This window comes from Clostridium sp. UBA5988 (genome assembly GCF_002435615.1).
Lineage (GTDB): Bacteria > Bacillota > Clostridia > Clostridiales > Clostridiaceae > Clostridium_J > Clostridium_J sulfidigenes.
The window spans coordinates 29268-48948 of record NZ_DJBA01000012.1 but is presented as its reverse complement, the minus strand read 5'-3'; the positions used below and the strand labels follow the sequence as shown (position 1 = coordinate 48948).

The following is a 19681-nucleotide window of genomic DNA, read 5'->3' as shown; positions in this document are numbered from 1 at the left end:
ATCTTTACTCTTGTCTTGCTAGTATCTGGCGGATATTTCCTTTAATAACTTCTATAGCTACTTTATTATGTCCACCTTCTGGGATAATAATATCTGCATACTTCTTAGTATTCTCTGTAAATTGTTCATGCATCTGCTTAACTACAGTTAAATATTGAGTTATTACTGAATCTACAGTTCTTCCTCTTTCATTAAGATCTCTCACTAGTCTTCTTATGAATCTTACATCTGCATCAGTATCTACATAAATTTTTATATCTAACATATCTCTAAGAGATTCATCCTCAAGAACAAGTATTCCTTCTACTATTACTATTTCTCTTGGTTCTACCAGTATAGTTTCTTTTTTTCTATTATGTACCTCAAAATCATACTGAGGCTTCTCAATAGCTTTACCATCAATTAAAGATTTTAAATGATTTACTAATAAGGCTGTATCGAAGGCATATGGATGATCATAGTTTGTCTTTACTCTGTCCTCCATAGTTAAATGGCTTTGGTCCTTATAATAACAATCCTGTTCTATCATAGCTATGCAATTTCCGTCAAAACTTTTGCATATTTCCTTTGCTATGGTACTTTTTCCTGAACCAGTTCCACCTGTTATTCCTATTATAACTGGACGTTTCATTAAACTTCCTCCTTAGCCTTTATTATAATATCATTTTCTTCTAATTCTTCATTAACTTTAGCCGTATATATCATTTTTGCACTAGGTGCTGACTCAATTTTATTTCCTTTTTCATCATGAAGGTCTCTAAGAACAACTTGCTTATTTTCTCCTATTGGTCTTAAAACTTCTACTTGAGCTCCTTCAACTACTTTATTTCTATGCTCAATTGTAACTATTCCTGTTTCTTTATTATAATCCTTAACTATACCTATAATGTCATAATTTCTTACATAGGCTGAACTATCTTGAACTTGTTTATTTTCTTCATTGAAATAGAATCCAGTATAGTATTGTCTATGACTAGGTTTATTTAAGTCTTCTAACCATCTTGGATTAAACTTATAGTCTTCTGGAGACTTCATATATTCATCTATAGCTTCCCTATAAGCTTTAACAACACTTGCCACATAGTAAGTGCTCTTCATTCTACCCTCTATTTTAAATGACAATGCTCCAGTTTCCATAAGTTCTGGAATATGCTCAATCATACATAAATCCTTAGAATTCATTATATATGTTCCCTTATCATCTTCCATGATAGGATAATATTCTCCTTCACGTTTTTCCTCTACTAGATGATATTTATATCTACATGGTTGCGCACAAGACCCTCTATTAGAATCTCTCCCTACCATATAGTTAGATATAAGACATCTTCCTGAATATGCCATACACATAGAACCATGAACAAATATCTCTAAATCCATAGTTTCAGGTATTTTCTCTTGTACCTTTCTTATTTCTTCAAGGGATAATTCTCTAGCTAAAACAACTCTTTTTACCCCCATCTTATGCCAAAACTCACAAGTCTTCCAGTTAACAGTATTTGCTTGAGTACTTAAATGTAACTCCATATTTGGTACAGTTTCTCTAGCCATCAAAATTATACCAGGATCTGATACTATAATTGCATCTACTCCTGCTTCAGATAATTCCTTCAGATAATCTTCTAAACCATCTAAGTCATCATTATGTGGAAATACATTTAAAGTTACATATACTTTTTTACCTTTTGAATGAGCAAATTCTATACCTTCTAATAATTCTTCATTGCTAAAATTATCTGCAAAAGCTCTAAGATTTAACTTGCTACCACCTAGATATACTGCATCTGCTCCAAAATTTATTGCTGCTTTAAGCTTCTCCAAGTTCCCTGCTGGAGCTAATAGTTCCGGTGTTTTCATTTTCATTCCTCCTAACTGTCAGTGCTATACCATCTCCCATTGGTATTACTGTTGTAAGTAAATTTTCATCCTTTGAGATTGTTTCCATATATTTCTTCATTCTTTTTACTATAGTAATTTTTCTTCTTATCATCAAGTCTTTACATGCAACCATACCTCTAAATAATACATTATCTGATATAATTATTCCATCCTTTGATAACATTCTTATGCAATGAGGTAAAAATTCACTATAATGACCTTTACCTGCATCCATAAAAATTAGATCATACTCATCATCTAATCCTTCAAGAACTTCCAAACAATCACCTTGTATTATTGATATCTTTTCATCTAAACCTGCTTTTTTTATATTTTCAGTTGCTATGGTTACCATTTTTTCATCTCTTTCAATGGTAGTTATAGTAACATTATTTTCCGATGCTAAGGACATTAAAATGGAGGAGTATCCTATTGCTGTGCCAAGCTCAAGTATCTTTTTAGGTTTTTTTAAATTAATCATAAACTCTATTAATCTAGCAGTTTCCTTTTGAACTATAGGCACTGCATTTTCTTCTGCAAAATCTTCTAACTCTTTTAACATCCCTTTAGAATCTCCTATGAGACCTCTTAAGTACTTTTCCATATAATCATATGTAATACCGCTCATTTCTTCCTCCATATAATCCTATATAATTTAATCATTGTTTATATACTCTATTTAAAATCTCTTATACATATCATATACATATCATATACATTTACTATTAAGAATATAATAATTTTATAATACAAAGTTATAAGCTCAAAATTATTGAGCTTACAACTTTGTATTCTAAATTTAATATCTTAGTATCCTAATTCTTTTTTCTTATTCTCAAAGTCATCATAATTATCAGTAAAATAATGATGAATTTTATCCTTTTTTAAAAGATAAAATAAATAGTCAGTATCTTCAGGATTAACTGCTGCTACAATTGATGATAAGCCTGGGCTAGATATAGGACCCATTGGCAATCCATGATTTTTATAAGTATTATAAGGTGAATCTATCTCTAGATGTTTATATAAAACTGTATCTACATGCTCACCTAAAGCATAAATAACTGTAGCATCAATCTGTAGCTTCTTCATATTATCACTGTTCAACCTATTATAAATAACTGATGAAACTAATGGTCTCTCTTCATCCACTCTAGTTTCATTTTCTATAAGAGAAGCTATAGTTACTATATCATAAATATTAGTTCCTTCAGGAATAATGCTATTAATTTTAGAATTAAAAGCATTATTCATAGTAGCTATAACTTCATTAGGTTTAACTCCTGGATTAAAGAAATATGTATCAGGAAATAAAAATCCTTCTAAATCATATCTCCTTCCTTCCTTTGCTGGAATATAATCAGGAGCTGCATATTCCTTTATAGCTTTTAAGAACTCATCCTTAGTAAATAATCCCTTTTCCTCAAATAATATAGCCATTTTTTCTATATCATATCCTTCTGGAATAGTTACGGATATAGAGCCTTCATTATTTTTATTCTCTAAAACAGCAATTATCTCCTCAAAGCTTAAATTACCTGATAACTTAAATGTTCCTGGTACAAGTTCTGCTGAAGTATTATGCAACTTCATATAAATCTTGATTAATGTTTTACTTTTTATAAAACCTTGATTATCTAACCTATCTAATATGTTGTAAAGCGAATCCCCTTCATTTACAACTACGGTGATTTCCTCACCTTTTAATGGAGACTTTGTCGCATAATTGTAATAAAAACCACTGACTGTTAATATTGCTATTAACACTATTACAATTATACCTACAATTTTCTTCATATTACACCCCCATGAACGGAAATATTATTTCTTTAATGCTGCTCTTTTTCTTAGGGTTGGATCTAATATTTTCTTTCTTAATCTTATAGTTTTTGGAGTAACCTCTACAAGCTCATCAGAAGCTATAAATTCTATACATTGTTCTAATGACATATTAGGTACTGGTATTAATTTAAGTGCATCATCTGATCCTGAAGATCTTGTATTTGAAAGATGTTTCTTCTTACATACATTAACTTCGATATCTTCATTTCTTGAACATTCTCCACAAACCATTCCTTGATATACTGGAACTCCTGGTCCTATAAATAATCTTCCTCTTTCTTGTGCATTGAATAATCCATATCCAATAGACTCTCCAGATTCAAACACAACTAGAGATCCTCTGTTTCTTTCTACTATATCACCTTTGTATTTTTCATAACCAACTAAAACGTGGTTCATTATTCCATTTCCTCTAGTTTCAGTCATAAACTCATTTCTTAATCCAATTATTCCTCTTGATGGAACTTTAAATTCAAGTCTAGTGTATCCATTAACAGCACTAGTCATGTTAACCATCTCTGCTTTTCTTGGACCCATTTTTTCCATAACAACTCCCATATACTCTTCTGGTACGTCCATTGTTAAGTTTTCCATAGGTTCTAAAAGTTCTCCATTTTCATGTTTGTATATAACAGATGGCTTAGATACTTGGAATTCATATCCTTCTCTTCTCATAGTTTCAATAAGAATTGAAAGATGAAGTTCTCCTCTTCCACTAACTTTAAATGAGTCTGCTGAATCAGTTTCTTCAACTTTTAAACTTACATTAGTTTCAAGTTCTTTCATAAGTCTATCCCTTAAGTGTCTAGATGTAACAAAATCTCCATCTTGACCTGCGAAAGGTGAGTTATTAACTATAAAGTTCATACTAAGAGTTGGCTCATCAATATCAACAAATGGTAATGCTTCTGGATTTGTAGCATCTGCTATTGTTTCTCCAATATTTATACCAGGAATTCCTGATATAGCTATAATATCACCAAGTTTAGCTTCTTCTACCTCAACTCTTTTTAATCCATCGTAAGTATAAACATTTGATACTTTTACATTTTTCTTTGATCCGTCCTTTGACATTTGAGCTACGGTTTGATTCTTTCTAATAGTTCCTCTTTCAATCTTACCTATTCCAATTTTACCAACATATTCGTTGTAATCTATTGATGTTACTAGCATTTGTAATGGCTCGTCTATATAACCTTTTGGTGGGTGCACAGTTTCAATAATTGCTTCGAATAATGGAACCATATCTACAGGTTCATCTTCAAGTTCTGATATTGCAACTCCATCTCTAGCAGATGCATATATTATTTTAAAATCTAATTGCTCATCTGTAGCACCTAATTCTACAAATAAGTCAAAGATCTCATCTATAACTGCCTCTGGTCTTGCATCTTTTCTATCAATTTTATTGATAACAACCATTGGATCTAATCCAAGCTCAAGGGCCTTTTTTAGAACGAATTTAGTTTGTGGCATAGCTCCTTCATAAGCATCTACTACAAGTAAAACACTATCTACCATTTTAAGTACACGCTCAACTTCTCCACCAAAATCAGCATGGCCTGGAGTATCTATAATGTTTATTTTAACTCCATTATACATTACTGCTGTATTTTTTGAAAGAATAGTTATTCCTCTTTCTCTCTCTAAATCATTTGAGTCCATAACTCTCTCTTGCATTACTTCATTTTCTCTAAATACTTTACTCTGCTTTAAAAGCGCATCCACTAAAGTTGTCTTACCATGGTCAACGTGAGCTATTATAGCGATGTTTCTTATATCTTCTCTTGTATATAAATTCATATTTTTCCTCCAAAATTTTATTTTAATAATAAACCACAAAATAAAATTGGATACTTAAGTATCCAATTTAAATTAACTATTTCAATTCTAATATTATGTGGATAAAAAGTCAATGTTATTAAAACATTATTAAATCCCAATACAGAATAGATTTATCATTAATTACTATTTGTGTAATCTTACTTATAGCAATTAATGAAAAATGAAGCTTTTTAAACTTCCATAATTATAGGTAAAATCATTGGTCTTCTCTTAGTCTTTTCATAAAGGTACTCTCTAAGAGCTTCTCTAATTGTTGCTTTTATAGTAGGCCATTCCGTAATGTGTTTTTCTTCACAATGTGCAAGGGCCTCTTTAACAACCTCTCTAGCCTTATCCATTAAATCCTCAGATTCTCTAACATAGACAAAGCCTCTTGAAATTATATCTGGACCTGCAATAACACTTCCAGTATCTTTACCCATGGTAACTACAACAGTTAGGATACCATCTTGTGATAGATGTTTTCTATCCCTTAGAACAATATTTCCTACATCTCCAACTCCAAGTCCATCTACAAAAACTTGCCCTGAAGCTACCGTACCTGCTTTTCTTATAGATGTTCTACTTACTTCAATAAGATCTCCATTTTCTCCTATATACACATTTTTTTCCGACAAACCTAACTTAACAGCTAGTTCACCATGTTGTTTTAAATGTCTATATTCACCATGAACTGGGATGAAGAATCTCGGTTTTACTAAAGAATGCATAAGTTTTAACTCTTCCTGACATGCATGACCTGATACGTGAACTTCTGCTAGTGATTCATATACTACTTCTGCCCCTTGTTTAAACAACTGGTTTATAACCTTAGAAACTAATTTCTCATTTCCTGGTATAGGGGTTGCAGATAATATTACTAGGTCTCCCTTTTGTATATTTACCTTCTTATGTTCAGAAGCTGCCATTCTTGAAAGAGCTGCCATAGGTTCTCCTTGACTTCCAGTAGTTATCATAACTATTTCATCATCACGATATTTCCCCATAGAATCTATACTTATTAATGCATCTTCTTCTATAGTAATATATCCAAGTTCTATAGCAACAGCGATTATATTTTCCATACTTCTACCAGAAAGTGCAACTTTTCTATTATACTTTCTAGCTGCTGTTATTATCTGTTGAACCCTATGAATATTAGAAGCAAAAGTTGCAACTATAACCCTTCCCTTAGCACCATGGAAAATCTTTTCGAAACTTTCTCCAACTATGCTTTCAGACATAGTGTATCCTGGTCTCTCTACATTAGTACTGTCTGCTAAGAGTACAGTTACTCCTTTTTTCCCTAGCTCTGCAAATCTAGTTAAATCTGTAACCTTGCCATCTATAGGTGTAAAGTCAATCTTAAAATCTCCAGTATGAAGTACTACACCTAATGGTGTGTGTATAGCTATAGCTACCGAATCTGCTATACTGTGATTTGTTTTAATAAATTCTACAGATACACTAGTAAGCTTTATTATATCCTTTGGCTTAACTTCTCTTAAGTCAACCACTCCTAATAATGCATGCTCTCTTAATTTACTTTCCACAATTCCCAGTGTAAGTTTAGTCCCATAAACAGGAACATTAATTTGCTTTAATACATATGGTAAAGCACCAATATGATCTTCATGAGCATGGGTTAAAAATATTCCAGTTACTCTATCAACATTTTTAACTAGATAAGTAACATCTGGTATAACTACGTCAATTCCCAACATCTCATCATCTGGAAATTTTAATCCGCAATCGATAACAACTATATCATTCTTATATTCTATAGCCGTTAGATTTTTACCTATCTCATTTAATCCCCCTAAAGGAATTATTTTAATCTTCTCTTTTTCTTTTTTCAAAACCTACCCTCCTTTTCTACATAATTTTCTTTATGCTCTGCCTAACTTTATTAATATAAAAGATAAGGTTTTTGAGCATCTTAATCTAATCTGTACATATATACATTTAATTTCTAATAGAAATTTTAATATCATATAGTATAGATTTATATAACATCTCTACTAATAATAAAGTTATTATTGTAAAGAACAATTATCACAAATTCCATAAAACTTTAAACTATGATTTTTTATTTTAAAGTTATACTTTTTTTCTATTCCCTGCTCTAACTCCTCTAAAAGATCTCCTTCAACCTCAATGACTTTACCACAATTTTGACAAATCAAATGATGATGTTGATGACTTTCATCTTCATCACAAAGTTCGTATCTACTGCATCCATCATCTAAATCAAGTTTATATAGCACTCCCATTTCTTCTAATAACTGAACAGTTCTATACACAGTTGCAAGTCCAATTTCCGGACAATTAACCTTTACTAAATCATATATTTCTTCTGTGGTTAAGTGGCTACCTTCATTTTTAATAATTTCATCAAGTATAGACCTTCTTTGAGGTGTCAATTTATAGCCCTTTTCTTTTAGAATAAGTTTTAAATTTTCAATTTTCTCATTAGACATAAATTAACACTACTCCTTTCACCACTAGGTGAAGTATATTTATTCTATAACGCCTTCATCATATAGAGTTTCAAAAGCATCATTAACCATGTTAAACTCTTCTTCATCCTCTACTGTTGCAAAGTATTCTTCTCCATCTTCATCCTTAAGAACCTTCAATGCAATAGCATCCTCATTTTCGTCATCAATAGGCGCTACTATAAAATACTCTGTATCTTCTATTTCTAACTTGGTTATAACTTCAAACTCAACGTCATTACCTTCTTCGTCAGTTAATGTTATATTTTCTAAAAAATTTTCCATAAAAATTCCCTCCTTCTACATATTTGTAGTATTTTTTCTATATAGAAATTATCAATACTATAATTCTATTATATAAGCAATAAGTGCCTAATTAAATTTATACTATATACTATTTTATTCATGATAATACTATTTACTAAGACTATCTAAGTACCCTTGTAAAATATAAGTAGCAGCTATCTTATCAACCAAGCCTTTTCTTTTTTTTCTTGACATATCAGCTTCTAACATAGCCATATGTGCTGCCCTAGTAGTAAGTCTTTCATCCCAAAATTTAATTTCTATGTTTACGTGCTCCCTTAAAGCTTCACAAAATCTTTGTACCTTTTCTGCTTGCTCACCTATAGTACCATTCATATTCTTAGGTAGTCCTGAAATTATAGTATCAACATTATATTCGTTGCATATTTTTATAATCTCTTCTATATCTGCCTCTTCCTTTTTACGTCTTATGGTAGTAATTCCTTGAGCTGTGAAGCCTAGTGGGTCACTTATAGCTACTCCAATAGTTCTATCACCCACATCTAATCCAAGTACTCTCATGCTCTTCTCCTCACTGTATATTACAAATATAGGAGCTCCATTATGATAAACAGAGTTCTTTGCTTCAGAGGGAGTTTTTACTCCCTCTGAAGGTTACTAACAGAATTCTAAGTATCAGTATTTTCGATACTTAGAATTCGTTATCCAGGGTCGTAGCCGCTCTTTACTCCAATTTGAAGAAGATGGGAGTATTAGAGCGGGTAGTCATCGGATAAACCCCTTCTTTATCCTTATATAGGTGCTCCTTATTCTGATCATTACAAATTAATAATTATATGCTATTATAATTAACACTAATGGATAAAATCAATTTATTATTCCAACACTATATACATCTTTAACGGACCATATTACACTTTTACCTATTACATATTATGTGTAATTTTAAAATAAAAATGCCTTAAAAGGCATTTTTATTTTATATCTAGATAAGATTTTAAAACTTCTTCTAATATCTCGTCTCTCTCTAGTTTACTTACTAATGCTCTTGCGCCATTATAGTTGGTTATATAAGTTGGGTCGCCAGATATAAGATATCCTACTAACTGGTTAACTGGATTATAGCCCTTCTCTATTAGAGCATCATATACATCAGTTAGTATAACTTTTGTCATATCTTTCTTATCTTTCATTACATCAAACTGAACTGTATGTTGTTTATCCATTATATCACCTTCTCAACCTTACTTTATTTTCTATTATACCATCATTGGATGCAAAAAGTATACTATTTTACTAAAGTTTCTACTATTTGACTTACCTTTGAAATTGCTTCATCTAGTTTTTCTGGTTTCTTTCCACCTGCTTGCGCCATGTCAGGTCTTCCACCACCGCCACCACCAGTGATGATAGCTACCTCTTTAATAATCTTTCCAGCATGAGCACCCTTTGCAACTGCTTCCTTACTAGCCATTACTACAAATTGAACCTTTCCAGCAACTCTACTCCCAAGAACTACAACTGCATCTGAAACCTTATTTCTAAGTTTATCACATAAGTTTCTAAGTGCATCCCCTTCAATATCATCTAGTGCAGCTGCAATTACATTAATTCCTTTAATATTTTCAGCTTTATTAATTATTTCATCTTCAATACCACTAGCTAATTTTTCCTTTAATCCTTGTATTTCTTTTTCTTTTTCTTTTAAATTAGAAAGTAATCCATTTAACTTATTTAATAAATCTTTTTCTCCACACTTTAAAGTTGCAGATATTTCTTTTAATAATTCCTCTTTTTCATTAACATAGCTTTCAGATTTAATACCTGTAACAGCTTCAATTCTTCTGATTCCTGCTGCTACTCCACTCTCACTTAGAATCTTAAACAGCCCTATTTCCCCAGAATTCTTAACATGAATTCCACCGCATAGTTCCTTGCTATATTCACCTACAGATACAACTCTAACATCCTCTTTATACTTATCATCAAATAAAGCCACAGCTCCCTTTTCTTTAGCTTCATCTATTGTCATAATCTCTGTGTTTACATCATAAGCCTTAAGAATTTCACTATTTAAACTTTCTTCTACTTCTTTAAGTTGTTCTGCAGTCATAGCTGAAAAGTGGGTAAAGTCAAATCTTAATCTATCTCCATCTACATAAGATCCTGCTTGATTTACATGGTCTCCTAAAACTTCCTTTAAAGCTTCATGAAGCATATGAGTAGCAGTATGATTTTTGCATATATTACTTCTCACAGTGGAATCTACTAACAATTCAACAATATCATCTATCTTAAGTTCTCCTTTAATAGCTTCTACAAAGTGAAGTATATGACCTCTGGTACTCTTTTTACAATCAAAAACTTTTCCTTGGAATTTATCCGTGTATATAGTTCCAATGTCTCCTACTTGCCCCCCCATTTCTGCATAAAATGGAGTTTTTTCAGTAACAACTACAAATTTTTCTCCCTCTCCTGCTTTGCTTACAAACTCATCATCTTTTATCATAGATAAAACTTTACCCTTACTACTTATAGTGCCATATCCTAAAAACTCAGTAGTTATTTCCATTGGAATATTGTTTAAAGCACCTTCATCATTTCCCATGTAGTTTGATGTACCTCTTGCAGCTCTTGCTGTATTCCTTTGATTTTCCATTTCCTTATGGAAAGCATCAAAATCAATTTTCATTCCCTTTTCAACTAAAATTTCTTCGGTAAGTTCAACTGGGAATCCAAAAGTATCGTATAGTTTAAATGCTTTTTCTCCACTTAATACTTTTATTTTTTCAGTATTCATTTCATCGATATAGGATTTTAATATATCCATACCTTGATCTATGGTTTCTGCAAATCTTTCTTCTTCTAAGCTAATGACCTTCTTAATATAGTCTTTTTTCTCTTCTAATTCTTCATAAGCTCCCTTTGAACTATCAATAACTACATTACAAAGTTCATTTAGGAATGTACCTGTTATTCCTAAAATTCTTCCATGTCTTGCAGCTCTTCTAAGAAGTCTTCTTAATACATATCCTCTACCTTCGTTAGATGGTAATATTCCATCTCCAATCATAAAGGTAATACTTCTTACATGGTCAGTTATTATTCTTATAGACACATCTAAATCTTTATTTTCGCCATAGGTTTTTCCAGCTTTTTTACAAACTGCATTTAAAACATCCTTAATTGTATCTACTTCAAAGATATTATCTACACCTTGCATTATAGTAGATATTCTCTCAAGTCCCATTCCTGTATCTATATTAGGATTTGCTAATCTCTCATATCCACCCTTACCATCTCCGTCAAACTGTGTGAAAACTAAATTCCAAAATTCAATTACTCTATCTTCATCACCAGCTTTAATAAATTCTTCAGTAGTTTCTATTTGTGGAAGATCTGATTTTCTGTCATAGTGAATTTCTGTACAAGGACCACATGGACCAGCACCATGTTCCCAGAAGTTATCTTCTTTACCTAATCTAAAGATCCTACTTGGCTCTATATCAGTTTTCTTAGTCCAAATATCAAAAGCCTCATCATCTTCAAGATATATAGTTACATATAGTTTATCCTTAGATATTTTTAAAACCTCTGTTATATACTCCCAAGCCCATACTATAATTTCTTCTTTGAAATAATCTCCAAAAGAAAAATTTCCTAACATCTCAAAAAAAGTACCATGTCTTGAGGTTTTTCCTACATTCTCAATATCACCAGTTCTTATACACTTTTGACAAGTTGTTACTCTTTTACTTGGTGGCATCTGAATACCAGTAAAATATGGCTTCAATGGAGCCATCCCCGCATTTATTAGTAAAAGACTCTTATCATTCTTAGGCACTAAAGAAAAGCTATTAAGTCTTAAATGTTCTTTGCTTTCAAAGAACTTTAAAAAGCTTTCTCTTATTTCATTTAAACCCATATTATTCATATTACATTCCTCCTAATTCTTTCTAATAACAATGACTTTTATTCAATTTTTCTAAAATAAAATAAAAAAATAAAAACTTCCATCCCTGAAAAGGGACGAAAGTTTTCCGCGTTACCACCCTAATTATACTAGATTAACTAGTATCTCTTAATTAATTATAGCTCCAAGACAGCTTCAATATGTTTCACTGAAAGTTTTCACCTACCACTTTCTCTCTGAAAGCTTCCCATATCTACTAATTCTTATCATAACTTCATATTTAATTGAAACTCGACTCACTGCGTTCGCTGAGTAAGTGATTCACACCAAATCATAGATTTGGGTTCTCTACTTAATTGAAACTCGACTCACTACCTTCGCTGAGTAAGTGATTCACACCAAATCATAGATTTGAGTTCTCTACTTATATGATAAATTATATTTAGCATTTCAGTAATTGTCAACAATTCTAAACTAAAATAAATAATAATCTATTTCTCCTACCACTATTTTAATCATTACCCATACTGGAATTACAATAATCATACCTAAAATTCCACCTATACTACCACCTATTATAAGTAATAGTAATATGGTTACTGGATGAGAATCTACAGTTTCACCTAAAATTTTAGGGCATATAATATCTCCTTCTAGCTGTTGAATTACAAATAACCAAAATACAACAATTACAGCTTTCTTAGTTGATGTTAAAAGTGCTATTAAAATTATTGGAATAGCTCCTATAACTGGCCCAAAGTATGGTATTATATTAAACACTGCATTTACTAAAGATAATATTAAAGCATATTTTATACCACTTACCTTTAGTGCTATAAAGGTTAATACACCAATTATTCCACACAATTCAAACTGAGTTATTATATACCTTTCCATTACCTTATCCATATGATTTAAAGCTCTTCTAATGGCATATTTATTGCTCAAAGGCATATACTTCATGATTCCCTTTGAAATACTATCTCCGTCACTTAAAAAGAAATACACTAAAGTTGGTATTATAAATAACAACAGCATATTTTCAGCTATAGATACAATTTTTGATAAAAAATTCGATACAATTACCATAAGAGCATCTTTGAACTTTTCATAGGAACTATATAACACTTCCTTAACGAAAGGACTATCAGTAACATATTTAATATCTCCAGTAATTCTTTCATAATAACTTTTCATCTCACCTATGACTTCAGCAAAATTAGAGCTTTCATTATATATCCATGGAACTAAAATAGAAAATATTATAATTACAAACAATATAATAGATAGAATTACTATTAAAGCACTTAACTTTCTATTAATTCCCCTTTCCGTAAAGAACTTATGAAAAGGTCTAATACTATATGAAATTATAAAGGATATTATCACTACTCCTAAAACCTCAGTAAAAATAGGAAACTTCCATAATAAAAATATTATTATCCCTATAATTAATAAAGCTATTGCTAACCTACCTAGGATATTCCAATTCCAATCAATCTTTTTCATAATATACATCCTTATTAGTAGCTTTTTTCTTTCCTACATTAGGCATACATTCCAAAGCTATATTAGTGTTTTCAGCTGTATATAATATATATTCGTCTCCTAGTATCAAGTATGGTTTTAATAAAATACTTCTACTTTTAAACATGCTGAATATATTATAATCTTTTACTGCAAGTCCTTTTATTTTAAAATCATCATCACCGAATATAATCTCACTTACTAAACCTAATATATTAGAACATTTATCTATAACATGCATATTCAGAATACTTGAGAATTCTAAGTATTTATCTTTAACTATATTGTTAATTACTAACTGAGACTTATAATATACTATATTCTCTTTTAGTACATTAAACTCCTTACCCAATAACCTGTATGGACTAACTTTAAATCCTATCACTTCCCCCTTATTAAAATCAACTAATAAATCCTTTATATATCCTATCTTTTTTCCTTGGATATTCATTACATCCATATAGATGTAATCTCTACTTTTAGCCATAAAATAAACTCCCTTCATAGGAAATGATATTTCTATCCTTGCCTATTTAAAGAGAGTTTATACTAATATTAATGTGGACTAAGTTGTATAACCAAAATATCATCTATTCATTGTTATACTTATCATTCCACTTTTCAAGTCCATGAGATTCTCTATAGTTATTAATAGCCTTGTGTATAGTTTGTTCTGCAAGTACGGAGCAATGAATTTTAGAAGATGGTAATCCATCTAAAGCTTCTATAACAGATTCATTAGTAAGATTCCAGGCTTCTTCTAGAGTCTTTCCAATAATAAGTTCTGTGGCAATACTGGATGATGCAATAGCAGATCCACAACCAAAGGTCATAAATTTAGCATTTTTAATCATATTACCTTCTATAATTAAATATATCTTCATAACATCTCCACATCTTACATCTCCACATTCACCTATGCCATCAGCATCAGGTAAAGTACCTACATTTCTTGGTGAATAAAAATGTTCTAGAACTTTATCACTGTAATCCATAAAAATCCCTCCTAGAATGACTTCAAGGATTGTCTTAGAGATTGCTAAACTTATATCACTAAATCTAGCTAATTCTCTTTAAGACAACCCTAAAATATCATTCAATCTTTTTATTGTACTTTAAAATTATATTTAATTTACTATTTTATAACTCTTTCAATAATTCCTCCACCAACAACAAGGTCACCTTGGTAGCAAACGACAGATTGACCCTTAGTTATAGCCCGTTGAGGGGTTTCAAAGTCTAACTTAATATGATTTTCATCTATTTGAGTTAGTTTTGCAGGAGATGGTTTAGCTGAATATCTTACCTTAGCCTCAACCATAAGGTCCCCTTCTATTTTATCCATAGGAATTAAATTTATGTTTTTAGCAATAAGCGTAGTATTAAAGATTTCTGATTCTTCGCCTAAAACTACTTCATTTCTTTCTGGGATTATGTTAGTTACAAATACAGGCTTTCCAAGAGCAATTCCAAGACCTTTTCTCTGTCCTATAGTATAGTATACTATGCCCTTATGCTTTCCTAAAACTTTTCCAGTACTATCTACAAAATTTCCTGGTACAACTTCTCTTCCACTAAATCTAGAAAGATAATTACCATGATTGTTATCAGGTATAAAGCAAATTTCTTGAGAATCCTTCTTTCTAAATACTTCCAAACCTATTTTTTCAGCGATAGCCCTGATTTCTGTTTTAGAATAAGCTCCACAAGGCATCAAAGTATGTGCCAATTGATCTTGTGTTAGAGTATATAGGGCGTAGGTTTGGTCTTTTCTATCATCTTCTGAACGCTTCAATCTATATCTTCCATCTTTGAAATCTATAGTAGCATAATGGCCAGTAGCAATATAATCAGCGCCTAACCCTTGAACTTTTCTCAAAAATTCTTCAAACTTAATTTTTCTATTACATTCTATACAAGGATTTGGGGTTCTCCCACTAAAATATTCCTCTATAAAATTGTCTACTACATGCTCTTTAAAAGGAGCTTTAAAATTCATAACATAGAAGGGTATATCTAAAACATCTGCTACTCGTCTTGCATCATTAACTGCTGAAAGAGAACAACAACCACCTTCATTTTCTGCATATTCAGGGTTATCTGGAGATAACTTCATCATTATTCCAGTGACATCATATCCTTGTTCTTTTAAAAGATATGCTGCTACAGAACTGTCAACGCCTCCACTCATCCCTATTACAACTTTTTTCTTCATCTAAGTATCACACCTATTCTCCATGAACTTGATCATGTATATCATCATGTTCTTCGTAATCCCAAGGCTGTAATCCTTGTTTCTCTCTGTAATCATTTATAGCTTTATGAATAGCTTCTTCTGCAAGAACTGAGCAATGCATTTTAACTGGTGGAAGTCCATCTAAAGCTTCTGCTACAGCTACATTGGTAAGTGTCCATGCTTCATCTAAAGTTTTTCCTTTTATTAACTCTGTAGCCATACTAGAAGATGCTATGGCAGATCCACATCCAAAAGTCTTAAATTTACAATCTACGATTTTATCATCTTCAACTTTTAAATAAACTCTCATTATATCTCCACATTTAGCATTCCCAACTTCTCCAATTCCGCTAGCATTTTCTATTTCTCCAACGTTTCTTGGGTTTGTAAAATGATCCATTACTTTTTCACTATATATCATAATTATTTGTCCTCCTTGTTAAAAAAACTTTTAATTTTTCCATTTAAGAAACTGTCATATAATGGTGACATATCTCTAAGCCTTTGTACTATTGCAGGTACAGTTTCTATTACATAATCTACTTCTTCTTCAGTTGTTTTAGCACCCATTGTAAGTCTTAACGAACCATGGGCAACTTCATGAGGAAGTCCTATAGACAATAATACGTGAGATGGATCTAAAGATCCAGATGTGCAAGCACTTCCACTTGATGCACATATTCCTTTAGCATCAAGCATTAAAAGCACTGACTCTCCTTCTATAAATTCAAAACTAATATTTACGTTTCCTGGCAGCCTTTTATCTCCTACTGAACCATTAAGTTTAGAATATGGGATCTCTAGTAATCCCTTTATAAGCTTATCTCTTAAATAAGTTAATCTTTCTTTTTCTTCAGTTAGATTTTCCATAGCTAGTTCTATAGCCTTTCCTAATCCAACTATTCCAGCTACATTCTCTGTTCCAGCTCTTCTATTTCTTTCTTGAGCTCCACCATGAACTAAGTTGTGGATTTTTATGCCTTTTCTTAGGTATAAAACTCCAACACCTTTAGGACCATAAATTTTATGTCCTGATAGAGATAATGCATCTATATCCATATTTTTAACATCCATATCTATATGACCTATAGCTTGAACTGCATCTGTATGGAAGAAAACTTTTCTTTCTTTACATATAGCGCCTATTTCTTTAATAGGTTGTACAGTTCCAATCTCATTGTTAGCAGTCATTATAGTCACTAATATAGTACTTGGCTTTATAGCATTTTTTAGTTCTTCTAATCTAATAGCCCCTTCTTCATCCACATCTAAATAAGTTACTTCAAATCCTTGTTTTTCAAGATATTCACAAGTGTGAAGTACAGCATGATGCTCTATTTTAGTAGTTATAATATGATTTCCTTTATTTTTGTTAGCAAGGGCTATTCCCTTAATTGCCCAGTTATCTGCTTCTGATCCACCACCAGTGAAATATATCTCTGCTGGATCCGCATTAATAGCTTTTGCTATTCTATTTCTTGCTTTATCTATAGCTTTTTTAGTTTCCCTTGAAATCGAATATATAGATGATGGGTTACCATAAAACTCCGTAAAGTAAGGTATCATATCCTCTAATACTTCTGGTTTTGTGTATGTTGTTGCCGCATAATCCATATAAACTGTTTTATTCATTTAGGTTCACTCCTTTAATTTTCAATATGTTAGAATAATCGTCTACAATATCCTGTAAAGTTATTGCCATTGTTACAGAATCAATGCTATCCTTAATTTTTTTCCATACTATTCTAGTTGCGCAACAATCAATATTATTGCAGCCATCACTATCTAAGCAGGTTGAAATTTCGATAGGTCCTTCTAGCACCTCTAATACTTGGTATACTGTAATTTCCTTTGGATCCTTGGCTAGAATGTATCCTCCATTGGCTCCTCTTATACTCTTTATTAGCTCTGCTTTTCTTAACACAGAAAATAACTGTTCAAGATAATATTCTGAAATATTTTGTCTACTTGAAATACTCTTAATAGATATAGGGCTTTTTCCGTAGTTAATAGCTAGGTCAACCATAGCTTTAACCCCGTATCTTCCCTTAGTTGATAACTTCATAAAAATCATTCCTTAATGTTGAGTACTTTACTATGGTTTAATAATATCAAATCAGAGTATTTATGTCAACTATTCTTTTAATATCTGCACCAATAAAATATATCTTTAATATTATATAATAACAAGTATTTAATTAAGGAGGTAAAAAATGAGTAACTTTAGGGATAATCCATATCGAGACTTAGTTTATGGAGTAGATATTAAAGTCCCATTGATAGATAAATCATATTGCATAGGTATCAATTTCGATAATGCAGCTACAACGCCTCCACTAAAATCTGTAATTGATGAAGTAGTAAATTTTTCTCCTTATTACTCCTCAATACATCGAGGAGATGGATATAAATCTCAGTTATCCACCTATATGTATGAAACTTCAAGGGAAATTGTGAAATTTTTCATTAATGATTATAGTGATATGATGGATGTTATATATGTAAAAAACTGTACTGAAGCTATAAATAAGCTAGCTGGTATATTAGCTAATCAAGATAAGGAATCAATTATTCTATCCACTTCTATGGAGCATCATTCTAATGATTTACCATGGAGAAAAAATTTTGAAGTGAAATATATAGAAGTAGATGATGAAGGTTATTTAGATATGGATGATTTAAAATCTAAACTAGAACTATATAATGGAAGAATTTCTTTAGTTGCAATAACCGGAGCTTCAAATGTTACTGGCATTAAAAATCCTATATATACCATAGCAAATTTAGCTCACAGTTATGGAGCTAAAATTTTAGTGGATGGAGCTCAACTGATTCCTCACAGTAAATTTTCTATAGGCCTTCAACTCCCTTTAGGACCTATTGACTTTGTTGCTTTTTCAGCACATAAGATGTATGCACCCTTTGGTTGTGGTGTATTAATTGGACCTAAAGATTTTTTTAATGAGTATGAACCTGACCATACCGGCGGAGGAACCATTAAATTCGTATCTCACCATAAAGTAATATGGACTGGTTCCCCTGATAAGGAAGAAGCTGGTTCCCCAAACCTTATTGGTTCAATAACTTTAGGTGCTGCTATAAATGAGCTTTCAAAAATTGGAATGTCTAATATAGATGAATATGAAAAATATTTAACTGTATATACTACAAAACATCTTCAATCTATACATTCAGTAAAAATATATAGTAATTATTCCGATTTTCAAAATAAAGTTAGTATTATTCCATTTAATATAGAAGGAATACACCATACTATAGTGGCTAAAATACTAGCCTATGAATTTGGCATTGCTGTAAGAAGTGGATGTTTCTGTGCTCATCCATATCTACAAAGGCTTTTAAAAATTCCTAAATCTATGATAGAAGAAATGACTCTTGCATCTAAAGATATTCAGCCTGGTATGGTTAGAATTAGTTTTGGTATTTACAATACAATAGATGAAATTGATAAATTCTTATATGCCATAAAGAAAATTGTAGATAATAAGGGTTATTACACAAAAAAATATAGCTCAATGAGAGGTAGCTTAATATAATTTATTAATGTTTTTGAAAATCAAAGACTCCTCAAACCCGCATGAATAAAACAACTATTTAAATAGTTTTATATTTACCTAGTTTCCTATATAAATATTTATATAGGAAACTAGGTAAAGTTTTCATACTTAAAAAAAG

General features: G+C 31.2%; 19 protein-coding genes and 1 other annotated feature. Of the genes, 1 reads left to right on the top strand and 18 read right to left on the bottom strand.

Going from position 1 to position 19681, the window contains the following annotated elements; all coding sequences use genetic code 11:
• Positions 1-4: 4 nt before the first annotated feature.
• The 18 genes from udk to B3J31_RS01695 all read right to left on the bottom strand — a co-directional run bounded on the left by udk (position 5) and on the right by B3J31_RS01695 (position 18050).
• Positions 5-631 (bottom strand): uridine kinase, encoded by a 627-nt coding sequence (udk, locus tag B3J31_RS01780; protein WP_346867319.1) that lies wholly within the window; start codon positions 629-631, stop codon positions 5-7.
• On the bottom strand, positions 631-1857 hold the full coding sequence (locus B3J31_RS01775) for a U32 family peptidase (protein WP_346867318.1): 1227 nt from the start codon (positions 1855-1857) through the stop codon (positions 631-633). Before B3J31_RS01775 ends, udk begins: the two co-directional genes overlap by 1 nt.
• A complete protein-coding gene (locus B3J31_RS01770) occupies positions 1808-2506 on the bottom strand; it encodes an O-methyltransferase (protein ID WP_035133263.1) in 699 nt (232 codons plus the stop codon). The genes B3J31_RS01775 and B3J31_RS01770 overlap by 50 nt, the downstream gene beginning before the upstream one ends.
• A 179-nt stretch (positions 2507-2685) precedes the next feature.
• A complete protein-coding gene (gene mltG / locus B3J31_RS01765) occupies positions 2686-3675 on the bottom strand; it encodes an endolytic transglycosylase MltG (RefSeq protein WP_346867317.1) in 990 nt (329 codons plus the stop codon).
• A 24-nt stretch (positions 3676-3699) separates the two neighbouring features.
• Positions 3700-5523, bottom strand: coding sequence for a translational GTPase TypA (gene typA / locus B3J31_RS01760; protein WP_346867316.1), 1824 nt, complete (start codon positions 5521-5523; stop codon positions 3700-3702).
• Between the two features lie 212 nt (positions 5524-5735).
• On the bottom strand, positions 5736-7403 hold the full coding sequence (locus tag B3J31_RS01755; protein ID WP_150843618.1) for an RNase J family beta-CASP ribonuclease: 1668 nt from the start codon (positions 7401-7403) through the stop codon (positions 5736-5738).
• A gap of 177 nt (positions 7404-7580) precedes the next feature.
• Complete coding sequence (locus B3J31_RS01750; protein WP_035133257.1) at positions 7581-8024, bottom strand: Fur family transcriptional regulator; 444 nt, start codon at positions 8022-8024, stop codon at positions 7581-7583.
• A gap of 39 nt (positions 8025-8063) precedes the next feature.
• Positions 8064-8327, bottom strand: a complete 264-nt coding sequence (locus B3J31_RS01745; protein WP_035133255.1) for a DUF1292 domain-containing protein — start codon at positions 8325-8327, stop codon at positions 8064-8066.
• Positions 8328-8456: 129 nt separating this feature from the next.
• A complete protein-coding gene (gene ruvX, locus B3J31_RS01740; protein WP_035133253.1) occupies positions 8457-8870 on the bottom strand; it encodes a Holliday junction resolvase RuvX in 414 nt (137 codons plus the stop codon).
• Positions 8871-9283: 413 nt separating this feature from the next.
• Positions 9284-9535, bottom strand: coding sequence for an IreB family regulatory phosphoprotein (locus tag B3J31_RS01735; RefSeq protein ID WP_035133250.1), 252 nt, complete (start codon positions 9533-9535; stop codon positions 9284-9286).
• A 62-nt stretch (positions 9536-9597) separates the two neighbouring features.
• Positions 9598-12243 carry an alanine--tRNA ligase gene (gene alaS / locus B3J31_RS01730; protein WP_346867315.1) on the bottom strand — a complete coding sequence of 882 codons (2646 nt, stop codon included), beginning with the start codon at positions 12241-12243 and terminating at the stop codon, positions 9598-9600.
• 88 nt (positions 12244-12331) lie between these two features.
• Positions 12332-12501 (bottom strand) — a binding site (T-box leader).
• A 195-nt stretch (positions 12502-12696) separates the two neighbouring features.
• The gene (locus B3J31_RS01725; protein ID WP_346867314.1) at positions 12697-13731 is read right to left on the bottom strand and encodes an AI-2E family transporter; all 1035 of its coding nucleotides are present in this window, start codon (positions 13729-13731) and stop codon (positions 12697-12699) included.
• On the bottom strand, positions 13718-14236 hold the full coding sequence (locus B3J31_RS01720; protein WP_346867313.1) for a PRC-barrel domain-containing protein: 519 nt from the start codon (positions 14234-14236) through the stop codon (positions 13718-13720). Before B3J31_RS01720 ends, B3J31_RS01725 begins: the two co-directional genes overlap by 14 nt.
• 103 nt (positions 14237-14339) lie before the next feature.
• A complete protein-coding gene (nifU, locus tag B3J31_RS01715; protein WP_150844726.1) occupies positions 14340-14744 on the bottom strand; it encodes a Fe-S cluster assembly scaffold protein NifU in 405 nt (134 codons plus the stop codon).
• Positions 14745-14884: 140 nt separating this feature from the next.
• Positions 14885-15964, bottom strand: coding sequence for a tRNA 2-thiouridine(34) synthase MnmA (gene mnmA / locus B3J31_RS01710; protein ID WP_150844725.1), 1080 nt, complete (start codon positions 15962-15964; stop codon positions 14885-14887).
• A 13-nt stretch (positions 15965-15977) separates the two neighbouring features.
• The gene (gene nifU, locus B3J31_RS01705) at positions 15978-16406 is read right to left on the bottom strand and encodes a Fe-S cluster assembly scaffold protein NifU (protein ID WP_150844724.1); all 429 of its coding nucleotides are present in this window, start codon (positions 16404-16406) and stop codon (positions 15978-15980) included.
• Between the two features lie 2 nt (positions 16407-16408).
• Positions 16409-17617 (bottom strand): cysteine desulfurase NifS, encoded by a 1209-nt coding sequence (nifS, locus tag B3J31_RS01700; RefSeq protein WP_150844723.1) that lies wholly within the window; start codon positions 17615-17617, stop codon positions 16409-16411.
• Positions 17610-18050, bottom strand: a complete 441-nt coding sequence (locus B3J31_RS01695; protein ID WP_035133236.1) for an RrF2 family transcriptional regulator — start codon at positions 18048-18050, stop codon at positions 17610-17612. Before B3J31_RS01695 ends, nifS begins: the two co-directional genes overlap by 8 nt.
• A 148-nt stretch (positions 18051-18198) precedes the next feature.
• Here B3J31_RS01695 and B3J31_RS01690 point away from each other — a divergent pair, with 148 nt between their 5' ends.
• Positions 18199-19542, top strand: coding sequence for an aminotransferase class V-fold PLP-dependent enzyme (locus B3J31_RS01690; protein ID WP_346867312.1), 1344 nt, complete (start codon positions 18199-18201; stop codon positions 19540-19542).
• Positions 19543-19681: the final 139 nt, after the last annotated feature.